At 37.6% G+C, this 21,435-nt stretch carries 16 protein-coding genes and 1 riboswitch; of the genes, 14 read left to right on the forward strand and 2 right to left on the reverse strand.

Going from position 1 to position 21,435, the window contains the following annotated elements; translation table 11 throughout:
• Window positions 1-6: 6 nt before the first annotated feature.
• The 5 genes from B3D94_RS18705 (at window position 7) to B3D94_RS18725 (ending at window position 5,785) form a co-directional block, all read left to right on the forward strand.
• Window positions 7-909, forward strand: a complete 903-nt coding sequence (locus tag B3D94_RS18705; RefSeq protein WP_291759187.1) for a CobW family GTP-binding protein — start codon at window positions 7-9, stop codon at window positions 907-909.
• A 444-nt stretch (window positions 910-1,353) separates the two neighbouring features.
• Complete coding sequence (locus B3D94_RS18710) at window positions 1,354-2,040, forward strand: CAP domain-containing protein (protein WP_008181638.1); 687 nt, start codon at window positions 1,354-1,356, stop codon at window positions 2,038-2,040.
• Between the two features lie 220 nt (window positions 2,041-2,260).
• Window positions 2,261-3,694: a spore germination protein gene (locus B3D94_RS18715; RefSeq protein WP_069481277.1), complete on the forward strand. Its 1,434-nt coding sequence runs from the start codon at window positions 2,261-2,263 to the stop codon at window positions 3,692-3,694.
• Window positions 3,691-4,719 carry a GerAB/ArcD/ProY family transporter gene (locus B3D94_RS18720; RefSeq protein WP_069481278.1) on the forward strand — a complete coding sequence of 343 codons (1,029 nt, stop codon included), beginning with the start codon at window positions 3,691-3,693 and terminating at the stop codon, window positions 4,717-4,719. The genes B3D94_RS18715 and B3D94_RS18720 overlap by 4 nt, the downstream gene beginning before the upstream one ends.
• Window positions 4,709-5,785: a Ger(x)C family spore germination protein gene (locus B3D94_RS18725; protein WP_069481279.1), complete on the forward strand. Its 1,077-nt coding sequence runs from the start codon at window positions 4,709-4,711 to the stop codon at window positions 5,783-5,785. The genes B3D94_RS18720 and B3D94_RS18725 overlap by 11 nt, the downstream gene beginning before the upstream one ends.
• A gap of 40 nt (window positions 5,786-5,825) precedes the next feature.
• Here the strand turns inward: B3D94_RS18725 and B3D94_RS18730 are convergent, their stop codons facing one another.
• Window positions 5,826-7,175, reverse strand: coding sequence for an MATE family efflux transporter (locus tag B3D94_RS18730; RefSeq protein ID WP_069481280.1), 1,350 nt, complete (start codon window positions 7,173-7,175; stop codon window positions 5,826-5,828).
• Window positions 7,176-7,345: 170 nt separating this feature from the next.
• Here B3D94_RS18730 and B3D94_RS18735 point away from each other — a divergent pair, with 170 nt between their 5' ends.
• Window positions 7,346-8,422: an undecaprenyldiphospho-muramoylpentapeptide beta-N-acetylglucosaminyltransferase gene (locus B3D94_RS18735; RefSeq protein WP_291759194.1), complete on the forward strand. Its 1,077-nt coding sequence runs from the start codon at window positions 7,346-7,348 to the stop codon at window positions 8,420-8,422.
• Window positions 8,423-8,493: 71 nt separating this feature from the next.
• On the opposite strand, the gene B3D94_RS18740 is transcribed toward B3D94_RS18735, so the two are convergent.
• The gene (locus tag B3D94_RS18740) at window positions 8,494-9,042 is read right to left on the reverse strand and encodes a GNAT family N-acetyltransferase (RefSeq protein ID WP_025115397.1); all 549 of its coding nucleotides are present in this window, start codon (window positions 9,040-9,042) and stop codon (window positions 8,494-8,496) included.
• 540 nt (window positions 9,043-9,582) lie between these two features.
• On the opposite strand from B3D94_RS18740, the gene B3D94_RS18745 reads away from it, so the two are divergent.
• From B3D94_RS18745 to B3D94_RS18780, 8 genes are all read left to right on the forward strand, one after another.
• Window positions 9,583-11,610 (forward strand): diguanylate cyclase domain-containing protein, encoded by a 2,028-nt coding sequence (locus tag B3D94_RS18745; protein WP_291759200.1) that lies wholly within the window; start codon window positions 9,583-9,585, stop codon window positions 11,608-11,610.
• 113 nt (window positions 11,611-11,723) lie between these two features.
• A complete protein-coding gene (locus tag B3D94_RS18750) occupies window positions 11,724-12,401 on the forward strand; it encodes a response regulator transcription factor (protein ID WP_291759203.1) in 678 nt (225 codons plus the stop codon).
• Window positions 12,398-13,783 carry a HAMP domain-containing sensor histidine kinase gene (locus B3D94_RS18755; protein WP_291759205.1) on the forward strand — a complete coding sequence of 462 codons (1,386 nt, stop codon included), beginning with the start codon at window positions 12,398-12,400 and terminating at the stop codon, window positions 13,781-13,783. Before B3D94_RS18750 ends, B3D94_RS18755 begins: the two co-directional genes overlap by 4 nt.
• A gap of 232 nt (window positions 13,784-14,015) precedes the next feature.
• On the forward strand, window positions 14,016-16,841 hold the full coding sequence (locus B3D94_RS18760; RefSeq protein WP_291759208.1) for a 2-oxoglutarate dehydrogenase E1 component: 2,826 nt from the start codon (window positions 14,016-14,018) through the stop codon (window positions 16,839-16,841).
• Window positions 16,842-16,932: 91 nt separating this feature from the next.
• Entirely contained in the window at window positions 16,933-18,189 is a 1,257-nt protein-coding gene (gene odhB / locus B3D94_RS18765) for a 2-oxoglutarate dehydrogenase complex dihydrolipoyllysine-residue succinyltransferase (RefSeq protein WP_036125744.1), read from the forward strand.
• A 304-nt stretch (window positions 18,190-18,493) separates the two neighbouring features.
• Window positions 18,494-18,680, forward strand: a riboswitch (Lysine riboswitch).
• A gap of 118 nt (window positions 18,681-18,798) precedes the next feature.
• Entirely contained in the window at window positions 18,799-19,656 is an 858-nt protein-coding gene (locus tag B3D94_RS18770; RefSeq protein ID WP_291759214.1) for a transporter substrate-binding domain-containing protein, read from the forward strand.
• Window positions 19,657-19,823: 167 nt separating this feature from the next.
• Window positions 19,824-20,549 carry an amino acid ABC transporter permease gene (locus tag B3D94_RS18775; RefSeq protein ID WP_012294408.1) on the forward strand — a complete coding sequence of 242 codons (726 nt, stop codon included), beginning with the start codon at window positions 19,824-19,826 and terminating at the stop codon, window positions 20,547-20,549.
• 11 nt (window positions 20,550-20,560) lie between these two features.
• Window positions 20,561-21,292, forward strand: coding sequence for an amino acid ABC transporter ATP-binding protein (locus B3D94_RS18780; RefSeq protein ID WP_291759220.1), 732 nt, complete (start codon window positions 20,561-20,563; stop codon window positions 21,290-21,292).
• The last annotated feature ends 143 nt before the right edge of the window (window positions 21,293-21,435 follow it).

Consider the following 21,435-nt stretch of genomic DNA (forward strand, 5'->3'; position numbering starts at 1 on the left):
AAAAGTATGAAGGATGTATACCTATTTAGTGGCTTTTTAGGAAGTGGCAAAACATCGATGCTGACAGATGTAATTCGCCAACTAAAAGAGAAAAATTTAAAGCCCGCCGTTATTATGAATGAACTTGGCAAGCTACCATTTGACTCACAGGCCGTGGAAAAGGATATTCCGCTCAAAGAGATGCTAGAAGGCTGCATTTGTTGTTCAGGTGCTGAAAAAACGGAGGCACAAATTCAATCTCTTCTATTAGATAGTGATTTTGATGTATTAATTATTGAAACAACTGGTGCTGCCCATCCGGTGGAGGCTTTAGATGCGGTTTATTCACCATTGTTTGCTGATAAGCTTAATGTCAAAGGTATTGTTACAGTGGCAGATTCTAAGCTGTGGCTTCACCGTGATACTCTGACACCACAAGTACGTTCTCTATTTATGGAACAAATTCGCCATGCTCACTTATTATTAGCAAATAAAACGGATCTTTTAACAGAGGCAGAGCAAGCGCAAGTTGTCTATGAGTTACAAAGCTTAAATCCCCATGCCTTTATTTTGCAAACGACGAATGGACGAGTACCCCTGTCATTATTAGAAAATTTAAAGGCAACGGCACAAATGAATAAAGCTGATATTGTGAAAGCGCCGATAGCCTCTATGCAACTTGGCTCGCGCTTAGTGGAATTCACTGATATCGAGTTTACCCAGGAGCAATTTGAAGAATGGGTGCGTGCAATACCTGAAACAATTTATCGAATGAAAGGATATGTGCCGATAGAAGGCATTAAAAATCCAATGCTGTTCCAATATGCATATGGCATGGTTCAATGGCTACCTGAATATTTAAAAATGCCAGCGAAACTTGTTATTATCGGTGAAAACGTAGGATCTCTTCCTGTCATTGGAATTCAATAAAGAAAATGTAAACCTGTGGATTTTTGCACAATTTAGACAATGTGTAAATTACGCAGGTTTTTTTATTTTTATGTAAAGAGAATGTAACGTGTCTGTAATGTTTTTGTAATATATATGATAAGAAGAGCCACTAAAACTAGTGATATCACAATTCTGGCGCCTTTCGATAAGAATAATTAGAATGACTGAATCATTGAATAGCGCATACATTTGGGATACACTTTCAGAGGGAATATACGATAATATTTGCTAGATTTATAGGGGTGTCAACCCACTTTCAAACGTAAGTATTTCATAGATTGGTTAATTCTACAAAGAAATATAGCAAAAAAACCCCGATTTTTCGCGTATTTATTTCCGTGTTGGGGTAGTTAGCAGATGCTGGTAAGAATTTAATGAAATTTATCATTTACGATTAGTGGCATAGAAGGAGGAATTGCAAACATGAAAAAAACACTAACTGCAATTTGTGCAACATTTCTTTTAGCAGCTCCAATTCAAATAGCTTCTGCTGCTACAAATACAACAGAGGGGAATTCAGTAAAGCAAACAACAAACTGTAAAGTTTATTATAAATGGTCTAACAATCATAAATGGAATATTCAATTCCCGCAGGCATCTACACCATCTAAAGAGACGCCTACAACAAATAATAATAATACGGCAACTACGCCAAACAATAATCAATCATCACAAAACGAAAAACCAGCAACACCACCAACTAGCTCTACACCTTCAACAACAACTTCAGATGTGAACGCATTTGAACAAGAGGTAGTAAAATTAACAAACGCTGAACGTACAAAAGCTGGTTTATCTCCATTACAAACAGATGATAAATTAATGGCGGCAGCTCGTGAAAAATCACAAGATATGCAAAGTAATAACTATTTCTCACATACAAGCCCAACTTTCGGTTCGCCATTTGATCGTATGAAAGCTTTAGGCATCGCCTATAAAAGTGCAGGAGAAAACATTGCACAAGGTCAACGTTCACCACAAGAAGTAGTACAAGCGTGGATGGACTCACCTGGTCACCGTGCTAACATTTTAAATGGGAAATTCACACATATTGGTGTAGGTTACGTGAAATCCGGTAATTACTGGACACAACAATTTATTACGAAATAAGATTTTTGTTAACGAAAATGTCTTATAAGTCTATTAGGCTTATAGGACATTTTTTATTATATGAATGTAGAAGAGAGATGTACAGTTAAAGCTAAAATTATTATTAGTAAGATGCCTAGATAAAATCGTCGGGGCATCTTTTTTATGCCGATGAATTCTGTTATAAACTTGTTTGAAATAAGACAAAAATGCTTATACTCTCCAGTAGAGGAGGCGTTTTATGGATAGAGTGGAATATATGATGAAAAGCCTGCAAAAAGCATTCTACCATTCCTCTGATTTGACAGTCAGACAGGTAGATTGGCATAAAGGCAATACAGCTATTTTATGCTTTTACGCTTCTCTTGTAGATGCTAAGGAAGTTCAAAAAGTTTTAGATACAATATATGCACGTTTAGATACAGCAAAGCCGTTTTGGAGTGAAACATTAATTACGACATTAGAAAATTTTTCATTACCCCTTGCGATTGAGCGAGTTTGTCAGGGAGAAACCATCGTTATTTTGCCTGATACAGGAAAAATGCTGGCACTTACTATTGTGAATGAAGTCCGACGTAACCTCGAAGAACCGAGTAGCGAAAGTATTTTGCGCGGTTCGCATGAAGGCCTGATTGAACGTGTGGATACCAATTTAGCGTTAATACGTAGGCGTATCAATAATCCTGCTTTGGTAGTGAAATCATTTTCGATTGGCCAGCAAACGAAATCAAAGGCGTATTATCTTTATATGGATGGGGTTATAAAACCAGAGACATTACAAGAGATAGAGAAGCGGATTGCTGCTCTTCAAATTGATTATTTTTATAGCTCTGGTCAATTAAGCGATGCGTTGGAGGATTCTGTGTTATCTCCATTTCCGCAATTGTTAAATACGGAGCATCCAGATCGGGTAGTAGCCAATTTAGTAGAGGGTAAGGTTGTGGTCATGACGGATATTTCACCGACCGCATTTATTGCTCCTGTCACTTTTTTTTCATTCTATCAGACGCCAGATGACTATAATGGTCGAGTTGTTGTTGGTTCTTTTTATAAAATTGTTCGACTTCTGTCGTTTTTAACCGCTGTTTTTTTACCAGCCTTTTATATTGCAATCATAAGCTTTCATTTTGAAGTACTACCATTGGAATTAAGTAATCAAGTGAAAAATGATGTGAATGACATTCCATATCGACCGCTAATTGAAGCATTGATTCTAGAGATTATTATGGAATTGATTCGAGAGTCCAGTATTCGATTACCACAATCGGTAGGGCAGACGATCGGAATCGTAGGAGGATTAGTAATAGGGGATGCTATCGTCAGTGCAGGATTAGTTTCTAATTTAATGGTCATTGTTGTTGCATTAACGGCTATTTCCAGCTATGTTGTCCCGTCAGTCGAGTTAAATAGTACTATTCGCATGATCCGTTTTCCGTTTATGGTACTTGCCTCTTTGTTTGGTTTTTTAGGGATTGTTGTAGGAGTTGTCATTTTACTTATACATTTAATTAACTTAACGTCTTTAAAACAACCTTATTTTTCACCAATCATTCCTTTCCAACCAAAGGCTGTGCTTAAAATTTTTTTACGCTGGCCGTTTATTAAACCAACCGTGCAAGTCACATCGTTTCAACCATCAAAAGATGAGCAAACGAAAAACGAGGATACACCATGAATGTTTCCCTAACAAAGGCGCAGTTCTTTTTACTATTATTTATTTTTCAAACAGGTGTTGTCTATATCGCCTTTCAAACCCCTCTAATTATTTCCAGTAGAAATAGCTCATGGTTTATTTTTATTGTTGCGAGTGTCATACATTATGGTTTACTCCTATTTTTTGAACGTTATCACTCGTATTTCTACTTAAATGCTTTCTTTCGTTGGGTATATCAAATCTATTGGCTTCTTGTGACCGTTGTCTTTATTGCCTATATGAGCTATGTTTTGGCATCGTGGGTGCTACCACAAACACCTGAATGGATTGTTGTTGTCATCATAGTAGCCCTTTCGCTATATGCCAACTTAAGTAGACCAGAAACTGTTATCAATATTGGTGTATTACTCATTCCCCTTATTTTTCTATTTGTGATTTTTCTCATGCTCGCCATACCAGATTTAACGTGGAGTAATCTTTTTCCAATTGAATGGAATCATACAAAACAAATAGTAGCTGGCCTGATTCATAGTATCTATGCCTATTTTGGCATTGAAATGTATCTTATTTATCGCCCATTTTTACAAAAAGATTTACAAGTTAAGGGAAGACCATTATTGACCTATCAACTAGTCATTTTTGTCTTTTACTTTATCTCGGTTCTTTTTACGCAAATGTTCTTCTCTTTGGATGAAATCAATCTCATACCAGAACCCATTATGTATATTTTAAAATCACAGGAAGTCACATTTGTGAAGCGGCTTGATATTTTTTTCGTCTATATTTGGCTTTCCTGGTCGATTGTTACTATTATGATTTTTGGGCTATCTTTCCGAGTACTCCATTTTATGAAAGAAAAGAAACATCCGAAAAGAAGTATTATGGTGTATCATCTTTTACTAGCCATTCTACCGCTTTTTGTTCTGCATTTCCGAAGCATTGAGTTTATCAAAAATTCTTTACACTACGTATTTATCTTCTTTACTATTTTATTGCCTATGGTCATAATTGGTTGGAATAAATGGAGGGGAAAAAGTGTTTCGTAAAGGAATCGTGATGATCTTGTCGATGTTACTGCTAGCTGGCTGCTGGGATGAAAGACTTTATAAAAACTCTTCCGTTGTGACGCTTGTTGGGATAGAAGGGTATGTTGGCGCGTATAAGGGGTATTATGCCTACCCGACTTCAATGACTCAAGAAACGGAGATTATTGAGGCTGAAGGGTTATCACCTCGTGAAGTACGGACAAATGCCAATTTAAAAGTGGAGCAAACGCTTGATTTATCGGAGCTATCAACAATTCTGATTTCCGATCGTACGGCGAGGGAGTCCATCTATGAACTATTGGACATATATTTTCGGGACCCCCAAAATCCTATATCAATCAAGATGGCTCTTACTGAAGGTGATGTCAAACCGTTTGTAGATTTGACAAAAGATCTTGCCAGTAGCGCTGGGGGCTATTACCAGCGATTTATCGAAAGTTCAGAGGATAATACCTATTTTCCAAAGATTGATTTGCAAGTAGTGGGTTCTATGCTATTGGATCAGACAATTGATATTGCTCTGCCTTATTTTCAACTTAGTGAAGATAAAAAACATGCGGTGGCAGGTGGCTTAGCTTTATTTTCTGGACGAAGCTTTACGGGTACTGTATTAACACCGTCCCAATCCTTAACGATGCTGCTATTAATGAATCAAAAAAGTAAGGCAGCACGCATGAGCTATCTTTGGCAAAATGATGGGAAGGTCAATCCAATTACAGTCGATGTGTTAAAGGTGAAGCGTAAATGGACTGTCAATGAGGAATTGCGAACAATAGATATGAGTTATACCATTGATGTGGAGGTTGAAGAATTTCCTCACGATCATTTATATAAGGATGAAATTTTTCAAGACGTACAACAAATGATAGAGGAAAAAATGCAAGCTGAGTTTGAGGAAGTTTTGCGGATTCTTCAAAATCAAAAATCTGATACATTAGGGATTGGTCGTCATATTCGGGCGTATCATCCAAAAATGTTTAAGGAAGATTGGCATACAGAATTTACCTCTTTATTGCTTAAACCGAAAGTGGATGTAAAAATTATTCGAACAGGAGTTTTACGTTAAAAAATCGCCTTTCCTAGAACTAAGGAAAAGGCGATTTTTATTATGCAACAGTCACTCTTTTTTGAACAAGGAGCAAGCGAATCAATAGCGTAGCAGCGCCAGTAGTCAATCCTGCGACGAGCCCAATCCAATAGCCAAAAGGTCCTAAATCTGTGTGGGTCGCAAGCAGATAACCAACTGGTAAACCAATTACCCAGTAAGAAATAATAGCCATAATAAATGTTATCATCACATCTTTGTAACCTCTTAAAGCTCCTTGCACAGGGGCTTGAATAGAATCAGATAGCTGAAAAATAGCGGCAAAGACTAAAAACTGCACAGCATATTCAATTACATTGCTATCTGTCGTGTACATATGTGCAACGGGTTCTCGCAAAACAAAGAGTATGCAAGCAGAAATAAAACTAAAGACGATGGCAGTACCAACACAAAGGTAACTATAAGTACGTGCATCCCGCATCCGTCCTGCACCAATCTCAAAGCCTACCAATATCGTGACACCCATTGAAATACTTAGGGGCACCATATAAAGGAGAGAGGTAAAATTAATCGCAATTTGATGTGCTGCGATGATGGTGGTGCTAAAATTACTCATCATCATTGTGACGGCTGAAAAGATACTTGTTTCTGCGAAAAGTGAAATGCCTATCGGCACACCAATCAGCAAAATTTCCTTCCATTGTAGCCATGAAGGCTTGCGCCAATTGTGAAACATACGGAAGCGTTCGAAAGGCACTCGTTTTGCGATAATCCAAGCAGTAATTAAGAAAATTAGCCAGTAAGTAATTGCTGTGGCTACACCTGCTCCAATCCCACCAAGCTCAGGTGATCCGAATTTTCCGAAAATAAAGATGTAATTTAATACGATATTAATGGGCGTTGTCATTAAGGTAATGATCATCGTGACACGTGTTTGGCCTAGTGCATCAATGAAACAACGCATAACAAAAAATAAAAATAGTGGCAAAAGACCAGCACACATCGCATAGATGTAGCCCTTTGCTATATTATGTACAGATGTTTCTAAACTCATCTTGCTAAGTATCCAATCGATGCCGAAGAAAAGTCCAAAGAAAATAATGATGGACAGTGTAATGGCGACATAAATGCCTTGCTGAACAGCCTTTTTAGCATCCATTTCCTTTTTTGCCCCTACAAGCTGGGAGACAATCGGTGTAATGGCTAGGAGAATACCGGATAGTCCAGTATAAATCGGCATCCAAATGGAGGAACCAATCGATACACCTGCTAAATCCGCCGTCCCATAGCGACTTGACATTAACACATCAAAAAAAGAAACAAGGTAGATAGCTACTTGGGTCACTAAAATAGGGATGATCATTTTTAAAAGTAGTGCGTATTTTTCTTTCAAAGTGGATGTTTGATACATGTATGATACTTCCTTCATTAACATAATGAACAAGTATAGCATATGTAAAGAGAGAAAAGCTGAAATTTTATTGCTTCATCTATATCTTTTCGTCGGCATATAGTAAAATAGAACACTGTAAACAAAAAGTAGTCTACCTACAATGTTTTTTTAGGAATAGGAGAATTCATGTGAAACAACAAACAATCATTTTAACCGGTGGTGGGACAGCTGGCCATGTATCGTTAAACCAAGCGATACTCCCGTCTTTACTTGAACTAGGTTATGATGTCCACTATATTGGCTCAGAACAAGGTATTGAAAAAGAATTAATTGGCGAGGCGTTCCCTAATGTGCCGTTTTATGGCATTGCAAGCGGTAAATTGCGTCGTTATTTTTCGATGAAAAATTTTACAGATCCATTTAAGGTGCTTGCTGGAATGATGCAGGCTTTTCGTATTATCAAAAAAGTAAAGCCGCAAGTCGTATTTTCGAAAGGGGGATTTGTTTCTGTCCCTGTTGTCATGGCTGCCAAGCTGGCGGGTGTTCCAGTCGTAATCCATGAATCAGATGTGACACCTGGGCTTGCCAATAAAATAGCTTTACCATTTGCTTCTCATGTGTTCACCATTTTTGAAGAAACACTGAAGCATCTACCAAGTGACAAAGCAACTTGTACAGGTTCCATTATTCGCCCTGAATTGTTGAAAGGGGAAAGAGCAAAAGGTTTAGCATACTGTGGCTTTACGACATTAAAGCCTGTTTTACTTGTCATGGGTGGTAGCTTAGGTTCCGTTGTTCTGAATGATGCCCTTAGGGGAAATTTACCAGAGCTGTTAAAGCAGTTTTACGTAATTCATTTATGTGGGAAAGGGAACTATGATGAGTCGTTAGAGCCATTATCCGGCTACAAACAATTTGAATATGTGACGACAGAGCTGCCTGATTTAATGCATGCAGCAGACTTTATTGTGTCTCGAGCGGGATCAAACTCTATTTTTGAGTTTTTAGCCCTTCATAAACCAATGCTTTTGGTGCCATTATCTGCTCAAAAAAGCCGTGGTGATCAAATATTAAATGCCAATTTATTTAAAAAGCAAGGTTATGCAGAAGTGTTACAGGAAGAAGCTTTAACAAAGGAATCCTTTATGAAGTCTGTTTATACACTAACAGGGCGTAAAGAAGAAATGGTTGAAACGATGTCCAAAACTCAAAAACCAAAAACGCCTGACGAGATGGCGTCATTAATTTTGAACTATGAAAAATAAAAGTCATTAAAAAAGCTATGAGGGATGTCGATGATGACAACACCTCATAGCTTCTTCTTATTTTAATAGGCTTACATTGCTTGTTCTTCGCCTTCTTGCATTTCATAAGCAGTTGTTAAGTAGAATAAATCTTTTGGAATTTTAAATAGATCAAATTGTGCCATACCACTATTTACTTGAGCTAACAAAGTTGGATGACTTTCATTAGCGCTTACTATATAGGGTAATTTTAACGCAGCACGCTGTGATTTTATATTTTCAACACGAATACGGAGGAATACCGTATGGAAATTATAATCAAAAAATAACTCATTCAAAAAAAGCATTTTTGCCTTTTGATTGTAGCCTTTTCCTTGGTAAGGGAGTCCAATCCACGTTCCTAAAAAACCTGCACCGTCCTCAACATCGTGTATACTAATGGTGCCGATTGGTTGACCCCAGTCATCAGTGATGGTCCTCGAGATAGCGAGTCCTCTCGCTTCCTCTTCGATCAGTTGCTTTGTCATAAACCAGTATTCATCAGCGGATGTGGCTTTCTGACGGACAAAAGGGAATACAGAAGGGTGTGATAATAGTTCATAAAGCTCTGTACATTCATGCAGGTCTCGATGTTTAAGCATACGAAACGCCTCCTTTACTAGGGTAGTTAAAACAATTCCGTTGAAGCATAAAGAAGAAAACTAAAATTCGTACTGGAATTAAAACCCAAAGAACTAGACGTTATAACTATGAAATTCCATAATCTCCCGCTGTCTTACTGATTTCGACCATACCGAAAAAAGACTAGTTTTTTAAATATAATATAACATGCTAGCTGCTTGATGCAATCATTTTGCTCGTAAAAAACAAAATTTTAAGTTTAATAGTCAGTAAATTCTGATAAATCAACGAAAATATTTAATTTATTTTGCATGTTTTAAATTAAGTAAATTCTATCACTTTTATCTATAATTAATCAATTGTATGAATCTTTAGTAGTGCTTTTTTATGTTTAAATTGTTAAATTATCAAAAATATCCTTAAAAGGATATAATTTATCTAATTCGAGAAAGGTAATTTTTTATTTTTATGTTATAATAGTAGAATTAGTTTTTGCGTATAATTAAGCATATACATAGTTTTTTATTATGATGGCAATAGCCTTTTCTGGAGGTGACAGTATGGAGTATCTTTTAAGCGAAGATTTTTTTAATGAATTATTTATTGGTAATGATTTTGTTTTTCTTATGAAAAAAGTAGAGGAAGATTTTCAATATATTCGCTTAAACTATGCAGCTCGAGAACTGTTATCGATCGATGTAATTGGAAAAATGCTTTCCGCCGTTACCTCGAATCGGAATTTTTCGATCATTCAGAAAAACTATCATCATGCAATTGCAGAACATATACAGGTTGACTATGTAGATTATGCATATGTGCAGTCGGAGGTTCGTAAATATGAAACAACTGTACGCCCTTTGCACTATAACCAGGAGGACTATGTTTTAGCAATCACCAAGGAAATTCATTATGATCGTAGTATTGAAGATAAGTTTTTGTTTATGCGGTCCATGTTCGACCATGCCTTTTTTTCGACTGTTGTGTTATCAGCTGAAGGTATGATTTATGAAGTGAATTCAAGCTTTATGGAAGATTTTCAATTAGATAATGAAGACGTTAAACAAAAAATGTTTATTGATTTACCGATTGTTCCAAAAGAAGAAGTGAAACAAATTAAATTGTATTTACAACAAGCGGCTAGAGGAGAAAACGTTCATGAAAAGTTTGTAAAACTGCTTACGTTGGACCAGCAAGAACGCATGTATTTACTGTCACTATCGCCTGTCATGCAGGAGGATAATTCCTTTGCAATCTTTCTTATTATGCAGGATTTCACACAGTTCACCTTGCAAAAGGCAGAACTACGTTCGAAATCTCACGGCTTTGAAGTGTTTAAGTCGGCATTAAATTCAGCTACGGCCATTGCTATTTTAGATAGTACAGCCCGTATTTCAGAAGTGAGCGAGATGTTTTTGCAAGCTTCGGGTTACACCGAAGAGGAATTAATTGGGCAGTCTTATGCGTTACTTAAGCCTCGGTACCAAACACAAAATTTTTTACAATTAATTAATGACAAACTTGCTAGTGGAGAGATCTGGCGGGGAGAGTTGTGCTATCGCACAAAATATCATGCTGATTATTGGGTGGAGGCAACCATTGTTCCATTAAAAAATGAATTTGGTCAGATTGAACAAATTTTAACCATTAACTATGATATTACAGACAAGAAAAGAATGTTCACAGAATTAAAAAATATTGAACGTACTTTCCGTCTCATTACGGAAAATACGAATGATTTAATTGTCATTACGAATGAGGATGGAATCATTATTTATACGTCACCATCCTATGAAATATATTTAGGCTATGAAAATGTGGAGCTACAAGGTCAATTTTACAGTGCTATTATTGATACAGAAAGCCAGCAAGAATGGCAAACATTTTTAAATAACTTTACTGGTCAAACAGATACCCAGTTCGAACTTTTACTGAAGGCAAAGGACGGCACACCTATTTGGACAGAAGTTAATGTCACGGTGGTTCATGACCCTGATCGAGAAAAAGTTTCTCAAATTATGATGGTGTCCCGTGAAATTACCCATCGTAAAGAGAGAGAAAATGATTTGCTGTATCTGGCCTATCATGATTCTTTAACACAGCTCCCAAATCGCCGTTATTTACAAAAAGAGTTTCCTACTATATTGGCAGAGGCCGACGAAAACAATGCAAGTGTAGCGATGCTTTATTTGGATGGTGATGATTTTAAAGCTGTCAATGATCGCTTTGGTCATGATACAGGGGATGCTTTTATTCAGAGTTTTGGTCACGCTCTGAGCAAAACCGTTAGAAGTCATGATATCGTTATACGAATAGGGGGAGACGAATTTCTTGTCATTCTAACAGGTTTAACGAGGGAAATTGATAAAAGGCATAGTCAAATTATGCATATTATTCGTCGCATCCGAGATGAATTAGCAACAGGCTGGATGATTGAGGATCATCGGTTCACACCAACAGCTTCAATAGGAATTTCCTACTATCCAGATCATGCCCAAACGTTGGATGAATTAATGGATTTGGCTGATCAAGCTTTATATAAATCAAAAGAAGCTGGGAAAAATAATCTCTTTATTTCGGAAGCTCATTAAAAAAGTCTGTCCACAAGTTAATCCTTGTGAGACAGACTTTTTATTTGATGTTATGCTATAACAGTATAGGGATAAAAATCCTGCATCGTTATTTCGGAATAGAAGGTGATTATGTGCCTAAGAAAATATTAGTAGTGGAAGATGAAAAGCATATTGCACGTTTTGTCGAGCTAGAGCTACAGCATGAAGGCTATGACGTGACAGTTGCCTTTGAAGGGCGTGAGGGGCTATCTTTGGCAACAACAGTAGCATTTGATGTGCTATTACTTGACGTGATGCTACCGGGCATCAATGGTATTGAAATTTGTCGGCGGGTTAGGACACAATCTCAGGTGCCTATTATTTTAATAACGGCAAGAGACGCTGTTATGGATCGTGTAGCTGGCCTAGATGCTGGAGCAGATGACTACATCGTCAAGCCATTTGCGATCGAAGAACTATTAGCAAGAATTCGAACGATTTTACGCCGTACAACAATAAAAGAGCCTACAAATAGTGAATTTTTGAGTTTACGTGATATTGAAATAGATATCGCAGCCTATGAAGTTTTCGTGCAAGGGAATAAACTTGACCTCACAAAGACAGAATATGATTTACTGAAACTATTAATCGAACACAAAAATAGAGTTTGTACACGCGAGCATATTTTAACATCTGTCTGGGGCTACGATACAGATATAGAGACTAATGTGGTAGACGTGTATATACGTCATTTACGGACGAAGCTCCCAGGTGATACGAATGCCTATATTGAGACGGTTCGAGGGGTTGGGTATGTGATGCGGGAATGAACAAGTTACTCATGTATCTACGTCGTCAATCTTTGCAGAAAAAATGGATGCTCACATCGAGTATTGTGATTTTTTTAAGCTATACGATTATTTGCGTGGTTGTTTATATTTCTCTCCATACATGGCTTTTAAATGATGAAGAAAGCAAGGTTGAACGGACTAGCAGGGATATCATTTCATTTTTACAATCCCAGGGACAGGATATTACGATCCAACAAATCCAACAAAATACTGGTTTGCTCAAATCGATTGTCGACCGAGATGAAACTGTTAGAATGTTTAATGCGGACGGCGTGGATATTTTGCGTATCAATAATACTTCAGCTGCTGCACCACTTAGCTCCATGCAGGAGATTTTTGAGACAACTATTGATAAGCAGGATGTACTGGTCATGAATGAACCAATACGACTAGGCTTTTTTCAAGGATATGTCCAAGTTGTCCATCCGCTCACTGGTTTTCAATCGCTTATGCATTATCTATTAACAGCTATGCTCATCGCTGGTCTTGGGGCATTGGTGTTATCAGGCTCTATTGGGTATTATTTAGCCAATTATTTAATGAAACCATTACGTGAATTACGTGCTTCTATGAAAACGGTGATGGATCAAGGCTTTAATGAGCCCATACAGCTAATGTACACATCACACGATGAGATTGGTGATTTGTTGAAAATGTACAATGCCATGATGAATGAGCTGCAAATTTCTTTTACACAGCAACAACAATTTGTCGCAGATGCTTCTCATGAGCTTCGTACGCCAATCCAAGCAATTGAAGGGCATCTTTCTTTGCTCAAAAGATGGGGCAAAAATGATCCAGCTATTTTAGAGGAGTCGATCGATACTTCATTAACAGAAATAGCTCGCATGCGTAAAATGATTGAGGAGTTATTAGAGCTTGCAAGACGTGAGGAAAAAGATGAGATGAGTGAGGCAAATGCACTATCGGTGATTGAGGCTGTTATCGATGAAATGAGGCTTGTACACCCAAGAGCGCGAATTTTGCTGTCGAAAAATGATGAAATGGGTCCTTTATTTATAACTGAAAATGCACTAAGTCAAATCATTCGTAATATAATAGAAAATGCAATTCGTTATTGTGAAAAAATTCCTGAGATACAAATTTCTATTTCAGTTGCTGGAAATTATGCATGTTTAGAAATTGCTGATAATGGTATAGGAATAGCAAAAGACAATATTCCTTTTATCTTTGATCGTTTTTATAGAGTGGATGAGGCAAGGAACCGTCAAATTGGTGGAACTGGCTTAGGATTAAGTATTTCGAAGATGTTGCTTGAAAAATATAATGCAACGGTAGAAGTCAAGAGTGAGGTTAATATTGGAACCGTTTTCTCTTTAAAGATCCCGCTAAAATATTAAGAAAAATGCACGCTTTATTTCATTATTCTATCCTTTGCGAAAAAAATTGCTTAATTTGCTAAAAAGAGTTGTATTTTTTGTGAAGAGTAGTAAGATTGAGATGGAAAAAACGTTCTTTAAAATATGGAAAAGTAGTGTAAAACATTCTTTTAAAGAACGGCTAAATATTATATAATTAATTGCAATTTAATTAATGGAACTGCCGAAAGGCAAAATTTGGAGGTCATTTTTCATGTCGAACAACGTTACAACTGTAAGTTCTCCATGGTCAGCTTTCTCTGGTCCTAACCTAGGATATGTGATGGAGCAATACGACTTATTCTTACAGTCTCCTGAAGAAGTAGAACCGGAGTTAGTTTCTTTATTCCAACAATTTGGTGCACCAGTAGTAGTAGAAGGTGAAGTAGCTGTAGCTAGTCATACAGCAGCTGCTCCTGCTGGCGATTACAAAAAAGTGTTAGCCGCTGTGAAATTAGCCGATGCAATCCGTTCACGCGGTCATTTAGCAGCAGATATTTATCCTCTGAAAAACCGTGAACTACAAACAGCTCAAATTGAAGAAAGCGCGTTCAACTTAAGCGCTGCAGATTTAGCTGAAATTCCTGCAGCAATCTTCTTCAAAGATGTGCCAGCAAACGTGAAAAATGGTAAGGATGCAATTGACTATTTAAAAGCTATTTATACAAATAAAGTAGCGTTTGAATATGAACATGTAGTAGCTACAGAAGAACGTAATTGGATTCAAGCACAAATTGAATCTGGCTCTTTCCAACAAGCACTTTCTTCTGATGAAAAGAAAGCCTTATTAGATCGTTTAACGCGTGTTGAAAATTTCGAGAAATTTATCCATAAAACATTTGTAGGACAAAAGCGTTTCTCTGGTGAGGGCTTAGATACGCAAATTGTACTATTTGATGAAATCATTAAAACTGCAGAAGCGCTAAGTGTTGAAAAAGTACGTATTGGTATGGCACACCGTGGTCGCTTAAATGTTTTAACACATATTTTAAATAAACCTTATGACATGATGTTCTCTGACTTTGCACATGTATCAAATGATTTATTTATGCCAGAAAATGGTCGCCTTGAAATTACAAAAGGGTGGACAGGTGATGTGAAATACCATATGGGTGCTTCTTATAACCGTGATTCAGGTATGAATGTAAAGCTTGCATACAACCCATCACACTTAGAAGTAGGCAATCCAGTAGTTCTAGGTGCTACACGTGCAACGCAAGATGACACTTCAAAACCAGGTCAAGCGATTCATGATCGCACAAAAGGCTTAGGAATTCTTGTGCATGGTGATGCAGCATTCCCAGGTCAAGGTATCGTAACTGAAGTATTAAACTTCGCTAAAACTGAAGGATTTACAACAGGTGGTACTATTCACATTATCGCGAACAATATGATCGGTTTCACGACTGAACAATATGATTCTCGTTCTTCTGTTTACTCTTCTGACCCAGCAAAAGGGTATGAAGTACCAGTAGTACATGTGAATGCAGATAGCCCTGAAGCAGTGGCACAAGTTGGTCGTTTTGCAGCTAATTACCGCCAAAAATTCGGTAAAGATATTGTCGTTGATTTAGTTGGTTACCGCCGTCATGGTCATAACGAAACGGATGATCCAACGGTTACAAACCCAGAAACTTATAAATTAGTATCTAAACACGAAACTGTACGTTCATTATATGGTGCAGCACTTGTAACTGAAGGTCTTGTATCAACTGAAGATGTAGCTGCATTAGATACAGCTATTTATGCAGAAATGCAAGCGGCTTATGATCATGTAAAAGAAATGGCTTCAAAAGATGAGCATCATCAATTAGAAATGCCAGAAGAGTTAAAAATTGAATTCCCACAAATTGATACAGCAGTTGGAGCAGAACGTTTAGGTAAAATTAACGAAGAGCTTCTAGTGTTTGAAGAAAACTTCGAGCCACAGAAAAAGCTTGGCAAAATTTTAGAAAAACGTCGTGACGCATTTGCATCTGCGAAAATCGACTGGGGTCATGCGGAAACTTTAGCTTATGCAACAATTATCCAAGATGGCACACCAGTACGTTTCACAGGTCAAGATGCACAACGTGGTACTTTCTCACAACGTCACTTAGTGCTTCACGATAAAAACAATGGTAATGTCTTTACACCACTTCATCATATTTCTGGTGCAAGTGCATCCTTTTCAGTGCACAACTCACCACTGACTGAAGCAGGGGTAGTTGGCTTTGAATATGGTTACAACCTAGAAAACGGCCATGTATTAACAGTTTGGGAAGCACAATTTGGTGACTTCGCGAATATGGCACAGGTAATGTTTGATAACTTCATTTCAGGGGCACGCTCTAAATGGGGTCAAAAATCTGGCATGGTGATTCTATTACCACATGGTTATGAAGGCCAAGGTCCAGAGCACTCTTCAAGCCGTATGGAACGTTATTTACAAATGTCAGCAGAAAATAACTGGTTTGTAGCAAACTGTTCAAATGCAGGTAACTACTACCACTTATTACGCCGTCAAGCAGCGTTATTAGGCACTGAGGGTGTACGTCCACTTGTGGTTGTATCACCAAAATCATTATTGCGTCACCCATTAGCAGCAGCTAATGCTGAGCAATTAGCAGATGGTTCATTCCAAGAAGTGATTGAACAACCTGGCTTAGGTACAAAAACAGAAGCTGTAGAGCGTATTGTATTAGGTACTGGTAAAGTGATGATCGATTTAGCAGATCGCGTGAAAGATGGAGAAGGTTTCGATCACGTACACATTGTTCGTGTAGAACAACTTTACCCATTCCCAAAAGAGCAAGTTGCTGGTATTATTGCTAAGTATCCTAATGTAAAAGAAATCGTATGGGTACAAGAAGAACCTAAAAACCAAGGCTCATGGAATTATGCACTAGAAACATTATATGAACTTGCAGAAGGTAAAAAGCTTCGCTATGTAGGTCGTCCTGCAATGAGCTCAACTTCTGAAGGGGATGCAGATTCTCATAAAGCAGCTCAATCATCACTTATTGAAGAAGCAGTTGCTGAGCCAGTAAAGGTTAAATAATAACATATAAATATTGATAGCTGGGCTACTTGCCCATAAGCAGTAGCCCTTTTATGTGCGTCATGCACGTTAATCAAAGGAGGAAATGAAAGTGGCTGAAATTAAAGTCCCTGAATTAGCAGAATCGATTACAGAAGGTAGTATCGCACAGTGGGTTAAAAAAGTGGGCGATCGCGTTGAAAAAGGTGAATTCATCGTTGAACTTGAAACAGATAAAGTAAACGCTGAAATCATTTCTGAAGAAGCAGGTGTATTAACACAAATTTTAGCTGAAGAAGGCGATACTGTACTAGTTGGTCAAGTTATTGCTATCGTAGAAGCAGGCGAAGGCGCAGCAGCTGCACCAGCAGCGGCGGCACCAGCTGAAGCAGCTCCAGCTCCAGCAGCGCCACAAGCGGCTCCTACAGCACCAGTTGCAGCAGCTCCTGTAGTAGAAGAAACTTCTGGTGAGCGTGTGATCGCATCTCCAGCGGCACGTCGACTTGCACGTGAAAAAGGCATCGATCTTGCAGCGGTATCTCCAGTAGATCCACAAGGCCGTGTTCGTGTACAAGATGTATCAGCACATGGTACAGCACCAGCAGTAGCAGCACCTACACCAGTAGCAACTACAGGTGGCCCAGTTGTATTCACACCAGCAGCTAATTCTGACCGAGTAACAATTGAAAAAATGAGCCGTCGTCGTCAAACAATTGCAAAACGTTTATTAGAAGTTAAACAATCAACAGCAATGTTAACAACATTCAACGAAATTGACATGACAAACATCATGGCACTTCGTAAACGTAAACAAGAAGAGTTTGTTAAAGCAAACGACATCAAACTTGGTTTCATGTCATTCTTCACAAAAGCTGTTGTTGCAGCACTGAAAAAATACCCATATGTAAACGCTCAAATCGTTGGCGATGAATTACATTTAAATAACTTCTTTGATATCGGTATTGCAGTATCAACTGAAGAAGGTTTAGTAGTACCAGTTGTACGCGATGCAAACAGCAAAAACTTCGCAGAAATCGAAAAAGATATCGCTAGCTTAGCGACTAAAGCTCGTGAGAAAAAACTAGGATTAAATGACATGGCTGGTGGATCATTCACAATCACAAACGGTGGTGTATTCGGTTCATTAATGTCAACACCAATTATGAACGGTACTCAAGCTGGTATTTTAGGTATGCACTCAATTGTTAACCGCCCAGTTGCGGTAAATGGTGAAGTTCAAATCCGTCCAATGATGTATGTAGCACTTTCTTACGATCACCGTATTATTGATGGAAAAGATTCTGTAGGATTCTTAAAAACAGTTAAAGAATTAATCGAAAATCCTGAAGATTTATTATTAAATTCATAATTCCTTTAAACCCTGTAAACTTTGTTTTACAGGGTTTTTTTCTTGGTTTTCTGTATCACTAAAGTCTTTAGTGATTTTGAAAATCCGAACCTATCTACTTAGTATAAAAATAATTGATAGTAAAATTTTGCTTTTTATCAGCGGATATATTGACAAAAATACATAGATTATTAATGGATAGGCCAAGCATAATACCCTAATATTGTCATTAGTCAGAAAAATGATAAAACTCTCTTGACGTACATACTAGTTTTATAGTAGTATCTAAATATCAATTAAATAAACAAACCTCACTAACATATAACAGTGAGGTAGAGGCGCGGTATTTATTAGTTCATTGTTGAGTACAAGCAAACAAAGACGCAATGAAGAAGGAAATATCGCCGAAGTATAAAAGGAGCTCGTACTTTTATGCTGGGTCTGCAGTGAATAAGTGCAGGACTGTCCTAGTAAATTCAATTCCAGGTTTACTAGGTTGTGCTATCTCGGAAACATGGAATAATAGTGAGGATTTGGGCAACTGTCATAAAAGGTAAGACCTAAGTTCACAAAACTTAGGTCTTTTTTCGTACAGTTGTCTTATTTTTTTACAGAAAAGGGGAGTTTTTCATGAAAAGAAAATGGTTGTTAGTAATGATTTCTATCATGACGGCAATTGTGCTAGCTGCATGTGGCACTAGTGACAAAAAAGAGGGCAGTTCAGGTGATGCTGGCGCAGATAAAGAAGAAAGCGGCGGTGAATTCCGAATTGGAATGGAGGCTGGCTACCCACCATTCAACTGGACACAGCAAAATGATGCAAATGGTGCAGTGAAAATTGCAGATAACGCAGAGTATGCAGGCGGCTATGATGTACAAATGGCGAAAAAAATTGCTGAAGGTTTAGGTAAGAAATTAGTGATCGTTAAATTGGAATGGGACGGCTTAGTACCAGCGCTACAATCTAATAAAATTGATGCGATCATCGCGGGAATGTCGCCAACAGAAGAACGTAAGAAAACAATTGATTTTACTGAAAACTACTATACTTCTGATTTTGTCATGGTTATTAAAAAAGGCAGTAAATATGAAGGCGTTAAATCGATTCAAGATTTCTCTGGCGCAAAAATTACATCACAACTTAATACATCCAACTACAATGTGATTGACCAAATTAAAGGTGTCAATAAACAAACAGCAATGGAAAGCTTCCCAGCTATGCGTGTAGCTTTAGAGGCAGGTAAAATTGATGGCTATGTTGCAGAACGTCCAGAAGGTATTTCCGCAGCTGCTGCCAACGATAAATTCACATACGTAGCATTCGAAGAGGGCTTCGATACAGATCTTTCAAATACGTCAATTGCTGTAGGCTTACGTAAAGACGATGCGAATCTTGATAAAATCAATGAAATCCTAAAAGGTATTTCTGAAGATGATCGTCAAGCGATAATGGAAGAAGCTATCTCTCAGCAACCAGCAGCACAATAAAAAATGGCACGGACTAGTGGCTAGTCCGTGCACTATCATTTCATCATTATTAAAATGAGAACCTCTCTACATAATGATAATGTCCTAGCGAAATAAAACATAGACTAGTAAAAAGAGCTAAGGCACGAAAAGATAGCAAGCAACATGAAATTGTTAGGAGGAACATCATGAGTCTTGAATGGATACTTTCAATTATTGAAAACAACTGGCAAATGTTTTTACGAGGTGCGTATTATACGTTACTGATTTCAACTATAAGTACAATTATTGGTGCATTTATCGGATTTTTCATCGGAATTATGCATACGATTCCAGTTCGTAAAAAAGGTGTGAAATTTTATAGCTTAAAGCTTATTAATTTTATACTCACATGCTATGTTGAATTTTTCCGTGGTACACCAATGATTGTACAGGCAATGGTTGTCTACTATGGATTAGATATTGCATTTGGCATAGACATGCACTTTATTACAGCGGGGATTTTAGTTGTTTCGCTTAATACAGGTGCCTATATGGCAGAAATTGTTCGCGGTGGTATTGTGTCGATTGATAATGGTCAATATGAGGCAGCATCAGCTATCGGTATGAATCACTTCCAGATCATGCTTCACGTAGTTTTACCACAAGTAGCGCGTAACGTACTACCTGCGACAGGCAACCAATTAATTATGAATATTAAAGATACAGCCGTATTAAACGTTATCGGAGTAACTGAATTATTCTTCCAAACAAAATCTATCTCCGGTAACAACTTCCGTTATTTTGAATCATTCTTTGTAGCTTGTATTCTTTATTTCATCATGACATTTACTGCATCACGTATCCTGCTATATGTTGAAAAACGTTTAGATGGACCAGATGCCTATCAAAAAGAACAAAAAGAAGCAATATAGGGGGCGCACAAATGGCAGTCATTAAAATTGAGCATTTAAGTAAATCATTTGGACGTAACCAAGTGTTAAAGGATGTTAATTTTCAAGTGGAAAAAGGGGAAGTCGTATGTTTAATTGGCTCCTCTGGTTCAGGTAAATCCACTTTACTTCGTTGCATTAATTTATTAGAAATACCAAGTGGTGGGCAAATTATTTATCAAGGGGAAGACATCCTAGACGAAAAACACAATATCCAAGAATATCGAACACATCTAGGAATGGTATTCCAGCAATTCAATTTATTTAACAACCATAATGTTTTAAATAATTGTACAGTGGGTCAAATAAAAGTTTTAAAACGCTCGAAGAAGGAAGCTGAGGAAACGGCGCTTAAATATTTAAAAATCGTTGGTATGGATCAATATGTAAACGCAAAGCCTCGACAACTTTCAGGGGGGCAAAAACAACGCGTAGCCATTGCCCGAGCATTATCCATGAATCCAAAAGTGATGCTTTTTGATGAACCTACATCAGCACTAGACCCGGAGATGGTAGGAGAGGTACTCAAAGTCATGCGTCAATTGGCCGATGCAGGCAATACGATGCTAATTGTGACGCATGAGATGGAATTTGCCAAAGAGGTAGCAGATCGCGTAGTCTTTATGGATAAAGGTGTAATTGTTGAAGAGGGCCCACCATCACAAGTATTAATAAACCCGCAACATGATCGTACGAAAGAGTTTTTAAAACGAACATTAAAGTAATAGCAACAAATGAAAAAGTGAGTCCTAATTTAAGGACTCACTTACTTTCTAGAATTCCACTCTGCATAAAGGACAAAGCAGATTACAAATGCTATTGCAATAATAAAAAACCATTGCGGTACTCCGCCAAAGCTCATTATAAC

Origin of the sequence: Lysinibacillus sp. UBA5990 (assembly GCF_002429815.1) — a bacterium.
GTDB lineage: Bacteria > Bacillota > Bacilli > Bacillales_A > Planococcaceae > Lysinibacillus > Lysinibacillus fusiformis.

Coding starts and splice junctions, on each gene's coding strand:
- B3D94_RS18775 (WP_012294408.1), top strand. CDS start 19,824: ATGAGTCTTGAATGGATACTTTCAATTATTGAAAACAACTGGCAAATG.
- B3D94_RS18745 (WP_291759200.1), top strand. CDS start 9,583: ATGGAGTATCTTTTAAGCGAAGATTTTTTTAATGAATTATTTATTGGT.
- B3D94_RS18740 (WP_025115397.1), bottom strand. CDS start 9,042: ATGCTTAAACATCGAGACCTGCATGAATGTACAGAGCTTTATGAACTA.
- B3D94_RS18705 (WP_291759187.1), top strand. CDS start 7: ATGAAGGATGTATACCTATTTAGTGGCTTTTTAGGAAGTGGCAAAACA.
- B3D94_RS18710 (WP_008181638.1), top strand. CDS start 1,354: ATGAAAAAAACACTAACTGCAATTTGTGCAACATTTCTTTTAGCAGCT.
- B3D94_RS18760 (WP_291759208.1), top strand. CDS start 14,016: ATGTCGAACAACGTTACAACTGTAAGTTCTCCATGGTCAGCTTTCTCT.
- B3D94_RS18715 (WP_069481277.1), top strand. CDS start 2,261: ATGGATAGAGTGGAATATATGATGAAAAGCCTGCAAAAAGCATTCTAC.
- B3D94_RS18730 (WP_069481280.1), bottom strand. CDS start 7,175: ATGTATCAAACATCCACTTTGAAAGAAAAATACGCACTACTTTTAAAA.
- B3D94_RS18720 (WP_069481278.1), top strand. CDS start 3,691: ATGAATGTTTCCCTAACAAAGGCGCAGTTCTTTTTACTATTATTTATT.
- B3D94_RS18755 (WP_291759205.1), top strand. CDS start 12,398: ATGAACAAGTTACTCATGTATCTACGTCGTCAATCTTTGCAGAAAAAA.
- B3D94_RS18780 (WP_291759220.1), top strand. CDS start 20,561: ATGGCAGTCATTAAAATTGAGCATTTAAGTAAATCATTTGGACGTAAC.
- B3D94_RS18770 (WP_291759214.1), top strand. CDS start 18,799: ATGAAAAGAAAATGGTTGTTAGTAATGATTTCTATCATGACGGCAATT.